This window comes from Halopseudomonas sp. MFKK-1, from assembly GCF_027474385.1.
In the GTDB taxonomy this organism is placed as follows: Bacteria; Pseudomonadota; Gammaproteobacteria; order Pseudomonadales; family Pseudomonadaceae; genus Halopseudomonas; species Halopseudomonas aestusnigri.
The window spans coordinates 1,839,519-1,855,607 of sequence record NZ_CP114836.1 but is presented as its reverse complement, the minus strand read 5'-3'; the positions used below and the strand labels follow the sequence as shown (position 1 = coordinate 1,855,607).

General features: G+C 62.6%; 13 protein-coding genes. 6 read left to right on the top strand and 7 right to left on the bottom strand.

Annotation, left to right across the window (positions count from 1 at the left end; all coding sequences use genetic code 11):
• The first annotated feature begins 50 nt into the window (after positions 1 to 50).
• The 4 genes from O5O48_RS08645 to yejK all read left to right on the top strand — a co-directional run bounded on the left by O5O48_RS08645 (position 51) and on the right by yejK (position 5,154).
• The gene (locus tag O5O48_RS08645; RefSeq protein ID WP_088273198.1) at positions 51 to 482 is read left to right on the top strand and encodes a DNA polymerase III subunit chi; all 432 of its coding nucleotides are present in this window, start codon (positions 51 to 53) and stop codon (positions 480 to 482) included.
• A 3-nt stretch (positions 483 to 485) separates the two neighbouring features.
• Entirely contained in the window at positions 486 to 977 is a 492-nt protein-coding gene (locus O5O48_RS08640) for a hypothetical protein (protein ID WP_088273197.1), read from the top strand.
• Between the two features lie 188 nt (positions 978 to 1,165).
• Positions 1,166 to 4,084 (top strand): valine--tRNA ligase, encoded by a 2,919-nt coding sequence (locus O5O48_RS08635; protein WP_269688625.1) that lies wholly within the window; start codon positions 1,166 to 1,168, stop codon positions 4,082 to 4,084.
• 62 nt (positions 4,085 to 4,146) lie between these two features.
• Positions 4,147 to 5,154 carry a nucleoid-associated protein YejK gene (yejK, locus tag O5O48_RS08630; protein ID WP_088273195.1) on the top strand — a complete coding sequence of 336 codons (1,008 nt, stop codon included), beginning with the start codon at positions 4,147 to 4,149 and terminating at the stop codon, positions 5,152 to 5,154.
• 17 nt (positions 5,155 to 5,171) lie between these two features.
• Here the strand turns inward: yejK and O5O48_RS08625 are convergent, their stop codons facing one another.
• Both O5O48_RS08625 and O5O48_RS08620 read right to left on the bottom strand, forming a co-directional pair.
• Positions 5,172 to 5,933: an ABC transporter permease gene (locus O5O48_RS08625; RefSeq protein ID WP_269688624.1), complete on the bottom strand. Its 762-nt coding sequence runs from the start codon at positions 5,931 to 5,933 to the stop codon at positions 5,172 to 5,174.
• Positions 5,930 to 6,889: an ABC transporter ATP-binding protein gene (locus tag O5O48_RS08620; RefSeq protein ID WP_269688623.1), complete on the bottom strand. Its 960-nt coding sequence runs from the start codon at positions 6,887 to 6,889 to the stop codon at positions 5,930 to 5,932. Before O5O48_RS08620 ends, O5O48_RS08625 begins: the two co-directional genes overlap by 4 nt.
• Positions 6,890 to 7,090: 201 nt before the next feature.
• On the opposite strand from O5O48_RS08620, the gene O5O48_RS08615 reads away from it, so the two are divergent.
• Positions 7,091 to 7,831, top strand: coding sequence for a hypothetical protein (locus O5O48_RS08615; RefSeq protein WP_228246658.1), 741 nt, complete (start codon positions 7,091 to 7,093; stop codon positions 7,829 to 7,831).
• 33 nt (positions 7,832 to 7,864) lie between these two features.
• Here O5O48_RS08615 and O5O48_RS08610 read toward each other — a convergent pair whose 3' ends face one another.
• Positions 7,865 to 8,800 (bottom strand): glutathione S-transferase family protein, encoded by a 936-nt coding sequence (locus tag O5O48_RS08610; protein ID WP_228246657.1) that lies wholly within the window; start codon positions 8,798 to 8,800, stop codon positions 7,865 to 7,867.
• Positions 8,801 to 8,854: 54 nt separating this feature from the next.
• Positions 8,855 to 9,166: a GIY-YIG nuclease family protein gene (locus O5O48_RS08605; protein ID WP_269688622.1), complete on the bottom strand. Its 312-nt coding sequence runs from the start codon at positions 9,164 to 9,166 to the stop codon at positions 8,855 to 8,857.
• A 31-nt stretch (positions 9,167 to 9,197) separates the two neighbouring features.
• Here O5O48_RS08605 and O5O48_RS08600 point away from each other — a divergent pair, with 31 nt between their 5' ends.
• Positions 9,198 to 9,680, top strand: a complete 483-nt coding sequence (locus O5O48_RS08600; protein WP_228246655.1) for an asparaginase domain-containing protein — start codon at positions 9,198 to 9,200, stop codon at positions 9,678 to 9,680.
• Positions 9,681 to 9,896: 216 nt separating this feature from the next.
• Here O5O48_RS08600 and tldD read toward each other — a convergent pair whose 3' ends face one another.
• The 3 genes from tldD to O5O48_RS08585 are packed head-to-tail and all read right to left on the bottom strand — an operon-like array spanning position 9,897 to position 16,082.
• Complete coding sequence (gene tldD, locus O5O48_RS08595; RefSeq protein ID WP_228246654.1) at positions 9,897 to 11,339, bottom strand: metalloprotease TldD; 1,443 nt, start codon at positions 11,337 to 11,339, stop codon at positions 9,897 to 9,899.
• Positions 11,332 to 12,189: a carbon-nitrogen hydrolase family protein gene (locus O5O48_RS08590; RefSeq protein ID WP_228246653.1), complete on the bottom strand. Its 858-nt coding sequence runs from the start codon at positions 12,187 to 12,189 to the stop codon at positions 11,332 to 11,334. Before O5O48_RS08590 ends, tldD begins: the two co-directional genes overlap by 8 nt.
• Positions 12,189 to 16,082 carry a YhdP family protein gene (locus tag O5O48_RS08585; RefSeq protein ID WP_269688621.1) on the bottom strand — a complete coding sequence of 1,298 codons (3,894 nt, stop codon included), beginning with the start codon at positions 16,080 to 16,082 and terminating at the stop codon, positions 12,189 to 12,191. The genes O5O48_RS08590 and O5O48_RS08585 overlap by 1 nt, the downstream gene beginning before the upstream one ends.
• Positions 16,083 to 16,089 lie beyond the last annotated feature (7 nt).

Sequence of the window (16,089 nt, the reverse complement as noted above, 5' to 3'; positions counted from 1 at the left end):
TGTTGCGGTTTTAGCTTGCAGCTTGCGGCTTGAAGCTTGAAGCTACCCCCATGACCCGCATCGATTTCTATCTGCTTTCCAGCGACCAGCCAGACACCCGGCTGGCGTACGCCTGCCGCCTGGCCCACAAGGCCTGGCACAAGGGCCACAAGGTATACCTGCACTGTCCGGACGAAGCGACCACGCGCACGGTCGACGACTTGCTGTGGTCGTTCCGACGCGACGCTTTTGTGCCCCATGTCGTACTCGGCGAAGGTCCGGAAGAGCCGGTCGCCTGTGGCTGGGCAGACCAGCCAGGCAGCTATAACGACCTGCTGATTAACCTCTCGGACCAACCGCCACCCTTCTTCAGCCGTTTCCAGCGGCTGGCAGAAATTGTCATCGAGCACGACCCGGTGCGCCTGCCCGCGCGCGACCGCTTCCGTTTGTACCGTGAACGGGGCTATCCTCTGAATTCCCACCCCATTCGGACAGCAGGATGAACCATGAAGCAGCGCGATCCCTCGGAGCCGTCACGGCTGCTGGAAGATCTGGAATCGATCCGCACGCTGCTGGATGAACATCCCGAGGCAGCAGCGGACGCCGCAGCGGTCGATGGCCAGATGGATATTCCGTTGCTGCGGGATGTCATCCTCAATCCAAACGAGCCACCACTGAGTGCTGTCGACCCTGCAGAACCGCCGATACCCCAGGCGCCGATCAGCAAGTCGCATAATCCGTTTCTGCCCTACGCCTCCCTGGCACGACTGGCTGAAGAGCGCATGCAGCTGGACCAGTTGCTGACCCAGCAGACCCAAAGCCAGCCGTTGCCCGCCACCAGCAGTGCCCGCGAGATGCGCCTGGAGGCGAGATTGCAGTCAGAGGCCCAGCTGCTGTTGCAAGGGGTGATCGACGACCTGATTCCAACCATAGAAGCAGAGCTGCGCAAGCGCATGCAGAGCCGGCTGCAGCAGATTGTTCGCGAGCAGCTCAAGTAGCCCGCCAGCGTTATTGCAAAGGGCGAGCACCAAAACCGCCGGCAATACAATTATTCCGTCCAGTCTCGCCCGACGGGCTGGGCCTTGATCGCCTCCGCCCGCTATAATGACGGCTTTTCCTGCGCGCTCGACGCCTGCCGCGTCACCAGCGCTCGCCACTCCTGAACAGCCGGATAGCCACGACACCCATGGACAAGACTTACCAGCCCCACGCCATCGAAACTTCCTGGTACCAGACCTGGGAGCAAAACAACTACTTTGCCCCTCAGGGCTCGGGCGAGTCCTACACCATTGCCCTGCCGCCGCCGAACGTGACTGGTAGCCTGCACATGGGTCACGGCTTCAACAATGCGATCATGGACGCGCTGATCCGCTTCCGCCGTATGCAGGGCCGCAACACCCTGTGGCAACCGGGCACCGACCATGCCGGTATCGCCACCCAGATGGTGGTTGAGCGCCAGCTCGCTGCACAGGGCGTCAGCCGCCACGACCTGGGCCGCGAGAAATTCCTCGAAAAGGTCTGGGAATGGAAGGAAGAGTCTGGCGGCAACATCACTCGCCAGATTCGTCGCCTTGGCAGTTCGGTAGACTGGAGCCGCGAACGCTTCACCATGGACGATGGTCTGTCCGAGGCGGTCAAGGAAGCCTTCGTGCGCCTGCATGAGGACGGCCTGATCTACCGCGGCAAGCGCCTGGTCAATTGGGACCCGAAACTGCACACCGCGATTTCCGATCTGGAAGTGGAAAACCACGACGAGCAGGGCTCGCTGTGGAACCTGCGCTACCCGCTGGCTGATGGCGCCACTACCGCCGACGGCAAGACCTATCTGATCGTCGCCACCACTCGCCCGGAAACCATGCTGGGTGACAGCGCAGTTGCGGTTAACCCGGAAGACGAACGCTATCAGGCGCTGATCGGCAAGTTTGTCGAGCTGCCACTGGTGGGTCGCCGCATCCCGATCATCGCCGACGACTACTGCGACCCGGAATTCGGTACCGGCTGCGTGAAGATGACCCCGGCCCACGACTTCAACGACTACGAAGTCGGCAAGCGCCACAGCCTGCCGCTGATCAACGTGCTGGACAAGAACGCCGCCGTCCTGGCCCGCGCCCAGGTGTTCAACATCGACGGCAGCGTCAACAACGACATCGACGCCACCCTGCCCGAAGCCTACGCTGGCCTCGACCGCTTCGACGCGCGCAAGAAAATCGTCGAAGACTTCGACGCCCTCGGCCTGCTCGAAAAGATCGAACCCCATGCGCTCAAGGTGCCCAAGGGCGACCGCTCGGGCGTGGTCATCGAGCCGTGGCTGACCGACCAGTGGTACGTCTCCACCAAGCCGCTGGCCGAGCCGGCGATTGCTGCGGTTGAGGACGGCCGTATCCAGTTCGTGCCCAAGCAGTACGAAAACATGTACTTCAGCTGGATGCGCGACATTCAGGACTGGTGTATCTCCCGTCAGCTGTGGTGGGGCCACCGCATCCCGGCCTGGTACGACGAAGCCGGTAACGTCTACGTTGGCCGTGACGAAGAAGAAGCCTATCGCAAGGCGCTGGAAAGCAACGACCGTGAAGCGGAAGCAGAGCTGCCAACCCTGGACGAACTCAAGAATGCTGCCATCGCCTGCGGCCTGGGCGTGCTGCGTCAGGATGAAGACGTGCTGGATACCTGGTTCAGCTCGGGCCTGTGGACCTTCTCCACCCTTGGCTGGCCGGAACAGACCGAAGCGCTGAAAACCTTCCACCCGACCGACGTGCTGGTCACCGGCTTCGACATCATCTTCTTCTGGGTCGCGCGCATGATCATGCTGACCATGCACCTGATGAAGCATGACGACGGCACGGCGCAGATCCCGTTCAAGACCGTCTACGTGCACGGTCTGGTGCGCGACGGTCAGGGCCAGAAGATGTCCAAGTCCAAGGGCAACGTACTCGACCCGCTGGACATCATCGACGGCATCGACCTCGAATCGCTGGTCAAGAAACGCACCAGCGGTATGATGCAGCCGAAGCTGGCGGCCAAGATCGAAAAGCAGACCCGCGCCGAATTCCCCGATGGCATCGCCGCCTACGGTACCGACGCGCTGCGCTTCACCAACTGCTCGCTGGCCTCCACCGGCCGCGACATCAAGTTCGACATGGGCCGCGTCGAAGGCTACCGCAACTTCTGCAACAAGATCTGGAACGCCGCCCGTTACGTGATGATGCAGTGCGAAGACAAGGACACCGGCGTCAACGGTGAACCCGTTGAGCTGACCCTGGCCGACCGCTGGATCATCTCCCAGCTGCAACGCACCGAAGCCGAAGTGACCCGCCAGCTGGATCAGTTCCGCTTCGACCTGGCCTCCAACGCGCTCTACGAGTTCATCTGGAACCAGTACTGCGACTGGTATCTGGAGCTGTCCAAGCCGGTACTGTGGGACGAAAACGCCCCGGCCGAGCGCCAGCGTGGCACCCGTCGCACTCTGGTCCGGGTACTGGAAACGGCCCTGCGTCTGGCCCACCCGTTCATGCCCTTCATCACCGAAGAAATCTGGCAACGCATCGCGCCGATGGCAGGCAAGAGCGGCCCGACCATCATGCTGCAGCCCTGGCCGGAAGCGGACAACAGCCGCATCGACGCCGGCGCCGAAGGCGATGCCGAGTGGCTGAAATCGCTGATTCTGGGTGTGCGCAACATCCGCGGCGAGATGAACGTGGCCCCCGGCAAGGAGCTGGAAGTCATGCTGCGCAAGGCCAGCGACGAAGACATTCGCCGCCTCAGCGAGAACGAAGCCTTCCTGAAGAAACTGGCCAAGCTGTCCAGCGTGCAGGTACTGGCTGAAAACGAAGAGGCGCCGCTGGCTGCCACCGCGCTGGTCGGCGAACTGGAAGTGCTGGTGCCGATGGCCGGTCTGATTGACAAGACCGCCGAGCTGGCGCGTCTGGACAAGGAAATCGGCCGTCTCGACGGCGAGGTCAAGCGGATCGGCGGCAAGCTGTCCAATGCTGGCTTCGTCGACAAGGCGCCCGCTGCGGTGATCGACAAGGAACGCGCCAAGCTGGCCGACGCCGAGCAGGCACTGGCTCAGCTGAGCGAACAGCGCGCCCGTATCGCCAGCCTGTAACCCCACCTGACCCTGCCGCTCACCGGGCGGCAGGGTCGCCCTGAGTGATTGCGGATCGTCCCATGCCCATCGACAACAGCATCGTTCATCAGATTCACAAAAAGCCCGACGGCCAACCGGCCAGCCTGACCCTGCGTGACGCCGAGCTGGCCAGCTCCGAAGCACTGGAGCAACTGCTGGCCGGCCTGATCGAGGCCTACAACAGCAAGCCCAACAAGGCCTGGGGCTACTTCCACGAAGAAAGTGGCGCCTACCCGTTCAGCGGCTGGCTGCAGCAACTGGTGGATCAGGAGCAGGACTTCGTACGCTTTTCCAGTCAGGCGACCGAGCACCTCAAGACCCTGATGGAAGGCTCCAACCTGGCGCTCGGCGGGCACGTGCTGTTCATCCGCTACCGTCAGGGCATGACCGCGTTTCTGGTCATCGCTTTGCTGCACCACACCGAAGGCGTGACCGTAACCGACGAGCTGGATGTGGCCGCTGCCCGCCATCTGGATCTCTCCAGCCTGAACATGGCGGCACGCATCAACCTGACCGAGTGGAAGCAGAACGCCAGCGCGAAAAACTATATCTCGTTTATTCGCGGGCGCAGCGGCAAGAGGGTGTCGGACTACTTCCGCGACTTCATCGGCTGCGTGGAAGGCTCCAACCCGGAAGAAGACACCAACACCCTGCTGCAGGCCTTCAGCGACTACGTCGGCGAAGCCTCCCTTGAGCCCGAGCTGGTCAAGGACAAGGCCAAGGCGATGAGCAGCTACGTCAACAGCCAGAGCCGTGCCGGTGAGCAGGTCGCACTGGAAGAACTGTCGGGCGTGATCGACGAAGAGCATCCCCGCGCCTTCTACGACTACATCCGCAACAAGGACTACGGTCTGAATCCGGAGATGCCCGCCGACAAGCGCGCAATCAACAATTTCATGCGCTATTACGGCAAGGCCGATGGTCTGTCGATCAGTTTCGAATCACACCTGCTCGGCGAGCGGGTGGAGTACGACGAGAGCGAAGACGCCCTGGTTATCCGCCACCCGCCCAAGGGGCTGGTACAGCAACTGCGCAACAAGCGGCGCTGAGCGCCGCTTGCCTCACCTCAGGGCTTGATCCGATACCCGGTGCGGAAGATCCACCAGACCGCAGTGGTGCACAGAGTCAGAAACACCAGCGTCATCCCCACGCTTACCCCAATGTGCACATCAGCCGCGCCGTAGAAGCTCCAGCGGAAACCGCTGATCAGGTAGACCACCGGATTGAACAGCGTCACCGTCTGCCATAGCGGCGGCAGCATGGTGATCGAGTAGAAACTGCCGCCCAGAAACGCCAGCGGCGTAACGATCATCAAGGGGATGATCTGCAGCTTCTCGAAACCGTCGGCCCAGACCCCGATGATGAAGCCGAACAGACTGAAGGTCACCGCCGTCAGGATCAGAAAGCCGAGCATCCAGACCGGGTGCTGGATTTCGTAATCGACAAACAACCGTGCCGTAAGCAGCACGAGCAAGCCGAGCAGTACCGATTTGGTCGCAGCCGCGCCGACATAACCGACGACTATTTCAACCGGTGATACCGGCGCCGACAGCACTTCGTAGATGGTGCCGGTAAAACGCGGCATGTAGATGCCGAACGACGCATTGGAGATACTCTCGTTCAGCAGCATGAGCATGATCAGGCCCGGAATGATAAAGGCACCGTAGCTGACCCCGTCCACCTCGGTCATGCGGGTGCCGATTGCAGCACCGAACACGATGAAATACAGCGAGGTCGAGATTACCGGCGAGGCGATACTCTGCAGCCGGGTGCGCATCATGCGCGCCATTTCCGACAAATAGATCGCCTTTACTCCGTAAAGATTCATGCGGCGCTCCCCGTTGCCTGTTCGTCTGTCTGCGCCCGGCTATGCACCAACCCGACGAAAATGTCCTCCAGCGAGCTCTGACTGGAGTGCAGGTCACGTACCTCGATGCCGAGCTGATCGATGCGCTTGAGCAGTTCCGCGATGCCACTCTGCTCCGCCTTGGCATCAAACGTATACACCAGTGCATGCCCCTGCTCTGCCAGCACCAAAGGGTAGCCGGCGAGCGCCTCGGGCACCGCCTCCAGCGGCTGCTGCAACTGCAAGGTAAGCTGGCGGGTGCCCAACTGCTGAATCAGGGTGTTCTTGTCTTCGGTAAGAATCAGCTCCCCCTGGCGAATCACACCAATGCGGTCGGCCATTTCCTCGGCCTCTTCGATGTAGTGAGTCGTGAGGATGATAGTGACGCCGCGCTGCTGCAGCCGTCGCACCATGTTCCACATGTCACGGCGCAACTCGACGTCAACGCCCGCAGTGGGTTCATCAAGGAACAGTACCTCGGGCTCGTGCGCCAGCGCCTTGGCAATCAGCACCCGGCGCTTCATGCCACCGGACAGCGCCATGATTCGCTCATGGCGCTTGTCCCACAACGAAAGCTCGCGCAGGATCTGCTCCAGCAGCGCGTCGTTGCGCGGCTTGCCGAACAGGCCACGACTTAGGCGCACCGTAGCCCAGACGCTGTCGAACATGTTGTTGGTCAGCTCCTGCGGCACCAGGCCGATCCGACTGCGCGCCTTGCGGTACTCGCGCACGTTGTCGTAGCCGTCGACCAGCACCCGGCCGCTGCTGGCGTTGACCAACCCGCAGATGATGCTGATCATGGTGGTCTTACCGGCGCCATTGGGGCCCAGCAGGGCGAAGATCTCGCCACGTCGAATGCTCAGGCTGACGCCCTTGAGCGCCCGGAACCCGGTCTCGTAGGTTTTGGTCAGGTTGTCTACAACGATGATGCTGTCCACACTCCCCCCAACAATCATGACTCGAATGGATCGCTGTGCAGCCTTCGCAGCCCAGCCAGCGGTCAGTCAGCATACGCCCATCCGGCGGTCCACGCAGCCGCCCGCCGTTGACCTGCCGCCGATCCTGAACTAAACCTTTTTCACAGAGATGGTAATCCGTCGCCCCATCATCAAAAGAATAATAAATGGGAGGCACAGGCCATGCTGAACCTGTTGCTGGCTGTTTTGCTGTTACCGGTAGTTGCGATCAACGTGATCGGCCCCTGGCTGGTTCTGCGCACCCAGCGGATTCCGGCCAGAGTACGCTTCAACAACACCGATCACGCGCGCTTCCTCGCTGATCGCGGGGAGGTCTTCCGGCGGCTTGATGAGCAGCTCCAGGCACTGGAGTTCGCCCATGTTGGCTCCTCGGTTTTGCCTTCAAGCCACACCACAAGCCACTTTTCGCTGTACGTTCATCCACGCGATCAGGCCGCCGCAATGCTGGTAACCATGACCACTGGCAAGCGCCGGGTGACCTACGCCGAGTTTACCCAGCTGTATGCAGACGGCAGCCTGCTGGATGTCCACAACGCCCCCAGCCTCTCCTCCTATCCCTCCATGCCCTGCCGCATCGGCGTGCGCATGACCGGCGTGAACAACCTGAAGCGCCTGTTCAGCACCCTGCAACACCTGCGCGCATGCCTGCCGAATTCGGCAGCGGCCATCGCCTACCCGAAAGATCAGGGCTTTGCTCCAATCGAACGATTCCTGGCGCGCGAGTCCGACGAACTGGTCGCTCAGGGGTACTGCACTCCAGACATAGACAGCCAGGGAAGACGCGGACTGACGTTGAAAGGCGCACTGCTGCTGACCTGGAAAAACGCCTGGCCCGGCAGGCTGGTTTTCAACCTGCTTGAGCAACGTCACACCCGACTCTTGCTGACGAGCTCAGCCCCGTAACCGGCGGCGGGGGAAGCCCGCCGCCGGCAGAGCTCAGGCCGCGCGAATGCGGAAACCGAAGCGTGGAAAGTGAACGTGTACCAGCCCCGCGCGTTCGTCCTCGCGGGCAATGATGATCTCTTCCGCCCCCTCGAACAGCAGGGTACCTGCCACTTCGTCGGTGCCGTAATCAACTGCACTGACGGTCACCGCCTGACCAGTCTCAAAGCCACCCGGGCTGGCAATGGCATCAGCTGGCAGCGCAGCGGGCGCGCTGTCGCGGGCAATGGCAATGGCCTGTTCGCCACTCATCTGGGTATGGGAGCCGTGACCGAAGTCAGCAACCCGTTGCATCCAGGCACGCACCGCCGGATACGGGTCCAGCGCTGCGGCCACCGCACGGTTGCTGGCGACAAACCAGAGCGCATGGTAGTGGGCAAAATCAGCCACGCTGGGGTGCTCACCCAGCAGGAAGTCGCCATCGCGCTCCAACTGCAACTCCAGACGCGACAGCAGAGCCGGCCACTGGCTCAGTGCCACATCGGTCTCGAGGCGGCTGGCGCTGCCCCCGCTAAACAGCTTCTGACGGTCGGCAACAAAGCCCTTGACCACCTGCTCGGGCATACCGGCGAATCGCTCGGCCAGCCCCTGTGGCTGGAAGTTGATGGCAACCGCATGCTGAAACAATACCTGATCAGCCAATTGGGCGAGGCCGGCAGCGGCCGCTTCCTGGCCCTCGGGAAACAGCGCAGGAGCGGCCTTTTCCTGCTCAAGTCGACGTGCGATCAACGCCGTATCACAGTAAATGTCGGCGCCGATCTGCAGCACCGGAGTGCGTCGATAGCCACCGGTCAATGCGGTCAGATCAGGCTTTGGCATGACTGGCGGAATCATGACCGAATGCCACGACAGGCCTTTGAAACCGAGCATCAGACGCGCCTTTTCGGCAAAGGGAGATTGCGGGTAATGGTGCAGAATCAGATCAGTCATGACAGCTCTCCGGCAAATTGAGCAGCCACTTTAGACCGTTGAAAGCAGCGCTGACTAGTCTCTCGGCGTGCCTGATGAGATCTCATCCAGCTGACTGATGAGCTGCTCCTTGGCCTTGCGTGTCAGCGCCTTTATTGCGATTTCCTGCCGCAGGGCGTCGCCCTGATCGACGCACTCACGTCGCCACACCAGCGCTGCCGCCGGGCTGCGATTGAAAAACCGCGCGCCCTTGCCGCGCTGGTGCTGCTCAAAACGGCGCTGCGGATCAACACTGATGCCGGTATACAGATGACCGTTCTCGGCGCGCACCATATACACCCACCAGGTGCGCGTCGGCGCGGTACACTGTTCAATATCAGCAGACATGTGCAGACAGACTCATCAGCAAGGAAACAGGATGTTCATTCAGATTTTCTCTACCGGTGGCACCATCGACAAGGTCTACTTCGACGCCCTGAGCGACTTTCAGATCGGCGACCCTATGGCGGAGGATATTCTGCAGCAGGCACGGGTGGGTTTCGAGTACGCAATTGAATCCCTCACCCGCAAGGACAGCCTTGAGCTGACCGACGCCGATCGAGACCTGATTCACGCCAAGGTCGCCGCCTGCCCCTACGAGCACATCCTCATCACCCACGGCACCGACACCATGACCGTAACCGGAGCGGCGCTGGCCGATATCGACAGCAAGGTCATCGTCCTGACCGGCGCAATGCAGCCGGCCCGTTTTCGCGATACCGACGCCAGCTTCAACCTCGGCCTCGCCATCGGCGCCCTAAACTGCCTGCCCCACGGCGTCTACGTCGCCATGAGCGGCAAGGTGTTCCCGGTCGATCAGGTGCGCAAGAACCGGCTGGCCGGGCGGTTTGAGGGGCACTGATAGCTGCAAGCTGCAAGCTGCAAGCTGCAAGCTGCAAGCTGCAAGCTGCAAGCGTAATCAGGGTGATGCAGACGACTGGGCCATCAAGTATTTCTATACGCTATCTGCTTCGGTGCGGCGCCCCAAGTAAAAGCCGCGCCATTCCGTACCACGCGGGTTTTACTTGCAGCTTGAGGCTTGCAGCTTGAAGCTTTTGCTGTGGCTGCGGACCCGGCTTCAGCCGGTCCCGCCCACCGTAATCTGATCAATCTTAAGCGTTGGCTGGCCGACGCCGACCGGGACCGACTGTCCATCCTTGCCGCACACACCGACGCCGGTATCGAGCTTGAGGTCGTGGCCGACCATCGACACCCGGCTCATCGCCTCCGGACCATTGCCAATCAGCGTTGCACCCTTCACCGGCGCGGTGATCTTGCCGTCCTCGATCAAATAGGCCTCGCTGGTGGAGAACACAAACTTGCCGCTGGTGATATCCACCTGACCACCGCCCAGATTGGCGCAGTAGATACCCTTCTTGACCGACGCAATGATTTCTTCCGGATCACTCTCGCCTGCCAGCATATAGGTGTTGGTCATGCGCGGCATGGGCAAATGTGCGTAGGATTCGCGGCGACCGTTGCCCGTCGCGGCCACGCCCATCAGACGGGCATTGAGCTTGTCCTGCATGTAGCCCTTGAGCACGCCGTTCTCGATCAGCGTAGTGCAGTTGGTCGGAACTCCTTCATCATCCACGGTCAGAGAGCCGCGACGACCGGGCAGGGTGCCGTCATCAACGATGGTGCAGAGACTTGACGCAACTTTTTCGCCAACACGACCGCTGTAGGCTGAGCTGCCCTTGCGGTTGAAATCGCCTTCAAGGCCGTGGCCGACCGCCTCGTGCAACAGCACACCGGACCAGCCGGGCCCCATTACCACCGGCATGCTGCCAGCAGGGGCCGCGATCGCTTCAAGATTGATCGAGGCTTGGCGGACCGCCTCGCGGGCGTACCCCAGAGCGCGTTCCTCGGCTTCGAAATAGAGGTAATCGGTACGCCCGCCGCCACCGCTGCTGCCGCGCTCGCGACGACCGTTCTGCTCCATGATCACGCTGACATTCATGCGCACCAGCGGTCGGACATCACCTGACCAGGTACCGTCACTGGCAGCAACAAGAACGGTGTCATGCACACCGCTGAGACTGACGCTGACCTGGGTAATGCGTGGGTCCAGGCTACGGGTAAAGGCATCGATTCGCTGCAGAAACCCGACCTTGTCAGCTTGAGGTATCACGTCCAGCGGATTGACTGACGGATACAGCGGCGTGCAGTCCGGGCGCTGCCAGGCCTGTACACTGCCGGTCTGTCCGGCCCGCGCGATTGAACGCGCAGCACCGGCAGCCTGAGTCAAAGCCGGCAGGCGGATATCGTTGCTGTAGGCAAAGCCGGTCTTCTCACCGGAAAGGGCGCGCACGCCGACGCCCTGATCAACATGGAAGCTGCCGTCCTTGACGATGCCATCTTCCAGCACCCAGGACTCGCTCAGCTGATGCTGAAAATACAGATCAGCGGCATCCACACCCGGGGCCTGCAACAGGGTGCCGAGGACGCCAGCGACGGCATCGGCAGTCAGGTCGGCAGGCTGCAGCAGCGCCTGCTCGGCACGGGAAATAAGGTCACTCATGTTCGGACTCCTTGGCCACGGGCAGCGGCTGGGCTGCAAGGGCAAAACGACGGTGGCTGAGGATAGGCATGCGCGCACGCACTGATGCAAGCTGCGTTTGATCCAGTGCGCCGACAACGACACCTTCACCGCCTGGCAGGCTGGCTTGCACCACGCCCCAGGGATCAATCAGACAGCTGTGACCGAAGGTCTGACGGCCACTGGGGTGCTCTCCGGTCTGGTTGGCGGCCAGCACCCAACACTGGGTCTCGACCGCCCTGGCACGCAGCAGCACTTCCCAATGGGCAGCACCCGTTACCGCGGTAAACGCAGCCGGCACCACGATCAGTTCGGCACCATCGGCACGCAAAGCCTGATAGAGCTCGGGAAAGCGCACATCGTAGCAGATACTCAGGCCAACCCGCCCGACCGGACTATCGACGCAGAGCACCTGATCGCCGAAGCCATAGTCATTCGATTCGCGGTAACTGCCATGACTGTCTGCGACATCCACATCAAACAGGTGCAACTTGTCGTAGCGGGCCACCTCGCGCCCCTGCTCATCGACCACCAGCTGACAGGCCAGCGGCTTGCCGCCGGCACAGCCCGGCAACGGCAGGCTGCCGCCTATTACCCAGAGTCCGTGCGCTCTGGCCTGCGCCGCAAGAAACCGGCGGATCGGTCGTTCACTGCCCCATTCAGCATCGGCAATGGCTTGCAGCGAACGATTACCGAAGGCGGCGAAGCACTCGGGCAACAGCACCAGCTCGGCGCCCTGCTCGGCTGCCTGAGCAATCAGTTCGCCGGCGCGCTGCAGGTTGTCAGCTACCACCGGACCACTGGTCATCTGAATGGCCGCTACTCTGGACATCAGTCCTCCTCCAGTGCTGCCTTGTTGTCAAAGGCACGATCAAACTCGACTGTCGGTTGCTGCCAGTCGCCACTGATCTTGTACTTGACCGAGGCAAAACGGGCGACCTTGTCACCGAGAATCTTGTCCGCCAGAAATAGCACACCGCCAATCTGCGGAGCGCCGGCGATCAGGGCAGCCAACGGCAGGTTGTTGGTCACCGGCAGGGTCACCAGCATGCCCATATCAACCTCGTTGGTGCGCAGATTCAGACTGCCGTCACTCTGAATCTTGACGCCGGGCCCCTCGAGCACAACCGGCTGCTCGCTGTGCAGCACACCGTTGTCGACATACAGCCCCCCATCCAGAGTGTCATAGGCCGTTCCCTTGCTGAACAGGTCGGAGAAGTCGAGCCGCAGGCGCCGGGTCAGGGCGTTGAAGTTGAGCAGACCGAATACCCGCAATGCCTCTGCGCTGGTCTCACCGCTCTGGAGCATGCCATCACGGGCTTCGATACCCAGAGTACCCGAGGCCCGGCGCAGCTTGAATGCAGCAGGGGAGCCTGGCCAATTCAACGCGGCGTTGGTCACAAAGCGCTCGCTGGTAATGGTCGGCGCGTATCCCCAGGCCTGCAGTACCTGGCCGATATCTGCAGCCTCCAGGCTACCTTCGAAAACACTGTGCGCCGGCTGCTCGCGCCAATCCATATTGCCCGTGAGTCGCAGCCCGCGCAAATTAAGCTCCAGCTCCGGCAAGGTGGCGCCGGTCGCATCGGGACGCAGCCGGAAGCGCGCCAGACCAATCGGCTTACCGCCCCAGGACAGCTGGTCAATTCGCACATCCAGCGGCGGCAGAGTCGAGGGTCGGAAGTCGGCCAGCGGATCGGGCTGTTCTTCCTGCACCGCCTGGTCGCTCGGCAGCACAACCGGCAGTTGACTGATATCCTCATCGACGGCGTTGAGACGCAGCCGCTGCAGGGCAATGTCGATCGGCTGGGTCGAGTCGTCAGGCACCAGAATACGACCCTCGACATCGGCCTGGTCGACCGTCACCCGCCAGTGCGCAGCCTCACGGGCGATGATCGCATGAGTATCTTCAAGGGTCAGACCAAAGCCGGTGAAGGTATCAGTGCGTACCTCCAGCTGACGTACCAGCTTAGCCAATGCGCCACCGGCTGCGGCTGTACCGCCTCCCCTGTCCCGGCTGCCACCCAGACGCCCGGCCCACTCGCGCCAGCTATCCCAGTCCAGTGCAGGCAGCTGCGCCTGAATGCTCAACGCCCGCCCGGTTGGCGGCTGGGGCGACCCGCTGGCGTAACGCAGGTCACCGGACAGCTCGCCCCGGCGGTAACGTAACAGCCCCTTGAGGCTGTCGCCCATCGCCAGTTGCCACTGCTGCTCGCCACTGGCAAGCGTCATCTGCAGCCTGAGTGTTCGCGCCGGGGCAGCCCGCTTGGCAAAGGGCGCCGGCACCGTCAACTCAACGCCCTTGAGGTCGCTGGTGATCGTCAGGTCCTGCTGCCCGCTGCGGATATCCATGACGGCCTGCCAGTCCACCCGGCCCTTGGCAACACCCGATGGGATGGTTGGCAGCAGGCTCCATTGACGCAGAGTCTCAACCTGATGGCGCCCGCTAAGCTCAAGACGCTGGCCACGCGGCCCCAAAGGCGACATGCTGCCGCTGACAGCGCCCCCCAGAAAGCGGCCACTCAAATTGTCGGCGCGAATGCCCTGCTCACGGGAAAAATGCAGCTGCCCACTGGCATCCTCGATGGGCGCCTGCAGCACCGGAATATCCAGCCGACTGGCCTGCACATCCGCGCTAAGCTCAATCGCCAGCCCCGGCGCAGAGGGCTCGCTGCGCTGCAGCGGGATGGCCAGATTCAGCTCACCACCTATCTCGCCGTCAGCACGCCAGCCGGCCAGCGGATTACCGGTCAGCTCCGCCAGCGGACCGTCCTGCATCAATTTCAGCCCATCGCTCAACGGCCCTCTGAAGCCCGCGTCAACCGTCAGCACAGGCGGACCGCTGCGATGCAGCAGCTGCGCCTGGGCTCGGGCATCGGTCGAAATCGAATCCAGCAACCGGGCGTGGCGGCTGCGTACGCTGAGCAGCCCGTCGTACAGCAGCATGTCGCCATCCAGTTCGGTCAACGCCGGCCAGCCAGGCTGAAAGTGCAGTTGACCGTCACGCAGCTGGATATACAGGCCAAGCTGCCGCTCCTCGGGTGTCGCGCCCTTGAGCAGCGAGCCGGTGTATTCAAAGATGGCCAATGGTACCCGACCCTTGGCCTCACTTGCGGCCAGCCATTTGGCCAGCGCCGGGCTGAAAGCCGGAGCACGCAGCGGCAGATAGGGTTGGTGGTGCTCTGCACTTGAGTTGCGCAAGGCCACCCGCAGATCCATGGTCGGTGTCTGGCCCTTTGGCGGCAGGTGCAGATCAAGCGCCGCGCTGGCCTGCCCCTGTGGTCCGCTGACTGCCATGCCCGGTGCATTCAGCTGCAGGCCCTGCTCACGCGACCAGCGCCAATTCAGCGCCCCCTGCGCCCGAGCATACTCCCAGGGCTGGGGGAACAGATTGGGCAGCTGCATGCTCCAGCTCTGACTGTCGACGCGCAGCTCACCCGCTGCCGGGCTGCCGCTGATGGTGCCAGTGACGCCGCTGATCGCCGGTGCGTTGTGAAACGCCTGCACACCGACCTGCTCCAGCGCCGCGCTGAACTGCAGTGACTGCAAATCGGTAACCGCCCCCTGACCGCTGGCCGACAGTTGACGCAGTGTGCCTTGCGGCGCCAGCTCCGACACCAGTTCGGCAACCGGCTGGTCAGGCGCCAGCGTAGTCACCCAGAGTGCCGCGCGATCCAGCCTCAGCCGGTCCAGCGCCAGAGACCAGTTGCCAGAGCTGCGCTGATGCTGACCTTGCAGGTTGGTTGTCGGCCAGACCTCTTCGCCAAGGTGCATGCTCAGATCCTGCACTGCCAACTGCTGCAAATCGCCGTCATCGCGATATTGAAACCGGGCAAACAGGTCATTCAGAACCGGCTCATCAGTCGCCGTCTGCAGCCCGATTTCGGGCGCAACCAGCGTGCCCTGAAGCAGCTGGAGACGGGCATCCTGCCAGTTGCCCCAGAAACGCCCGCCCAGCGTCAGCTCGCGCAGATGGGCGCGCTCAAGCCAGGCCGCTGGCAGCCAACGGCTCCAGTCGCTTGCAGGCAGCTCGAGGAAGAAGCCGAATGACGCCGCGTCTAGATTGCCTCCGGGCACCAGGGCACTGATCTGCCAGCGCAGCCGCTCGCCATCAGGCAGACTCAGACGACCATCCAGTCGCTGCCAGCCCTGGCCATTGAGCAGCGTCATCTCGCCACGGTCAAACCGCCACTGGGGTTCACCAAAGGGGCTGACCTGCACGCTCGTATCGAGCAGGGTGATCCGGTGATGCTCGCGCAGGGCGGCCAGCGCCTGCTCCAGGCCGCCCACCTGACGGGTGCGCTCGCCCAGCCCCTGCAGGTGCCAGCGTCCCTGCTCGTCCTGGCTCAGCGCCAGCGCCAGACCACGAATCTGCAGGGCATCCATCACCGGCCTGCGCAGCCAGAGGCTGCGCCAGACATCCAGCCGCGCCGTCACATCGTCCAGATCGAACAACACCGGGCTATCGGGGGCGGCATTTTCGTGAACCCGCAGCCCCCGCAACGTCAGCACCGGCTGGCTGCCCTGCATCTCGCCACTGAGCGAGCGCAGCTCGATGTGCCGGCCAGACAACGACTCGGCCTTGGCCACCAGCTCAGCCTGATAGTCGGCGACCACCGGCACCAGTTGGCGGCCAAGGCTGACATAGGCGGCCGCCGCCAGCAGCCAGGCGACCAGCAGCCAGATCAGGCCATTCAGACCACGGGTAAGCCAGCGTTGCCAGAGCACCGGATCA

Excerpts from the sequence above, each read along its gene's own strand:
- O5O48_RS08600 (WP_228246655.1), top strand. The coding sequence starts at position 9,198 with ATGTTCATTCAGATTTTCTCTACCGGTGGCACCATCGACAAGGTCTAC.
- O5O48_RS08635 (WP_269688625.1), top strand. The coding sequence starts at position 1,166 with ATGGACAAGACTTACCAGCCCCACGCCATCGAAACTTCCTGGTACCAG.
- O5O48_RS08605 (WP_269688622.1), bottom strand. The coding sequence starts at position 9,166 with ATGTCTGCTGATATTGAACAGTGTACCGCGCCGACGCGCACCTGGTGG.
- O5O48_RS08590 (WP_228246653.1), bottom strand. The coding sequence starts at position 12,189 with ATGTCCAGAGTAGCGGCCATTCAGATGACCAGTGGTCCGGTGGTAGCT.
- yejK (WP_088273195.1), top strand. The coding sequence starts at position 4,147 with ATGCCCATCGACAACAGCATCGTTCATCAGATTCACAAAAAGCCCGAC.
- O5O48_RS08640 (WP_088273197.1), top strand. The coding sequence starts at position 486 with ATGAAGCAGCGCGATCCCTCGGAGCCGTCACGGCTGCTGGAAGATCTG.
- O5O48_RS08610 (WP_228246657.1), bottom strand. The coding sequence starts at position 8,800 with ATGACTGATCTGATTCTGCACCATTACCCGCAATCTCCCTTTGCCGAA.
- O5O48_RS08615 (WP_228246658.1), top strand. The coding sequence starts at position 7,091 with ATGCTGAACCTGTTGCTGGCTGTTTTGCTGTTACCGGTAGTTGCGATC.
- O5O48_RS08645 (WP_088273198.1), top strand. The coding sequence starts at position 51 with ATGACCCGCATCGATTTCTATCTGCTTTCCAGCGACCAGCCAGACACC.
- O5O48_RS08625 (WP_269688624.1), bottom strand. The coding sequence starts at position 5,933 with ATGAATCTTTACGGAGTAAAGGCGATCTATTTGTCGGAAATGGCGCGC.
- tldD (WP_228246654.1), bottom strand. The coding sequence starts at position 11,339 with ATGAGTGACCTTATTTCCCGTGCCGAGCAGGCGCTGCTGCAGCCTGCC.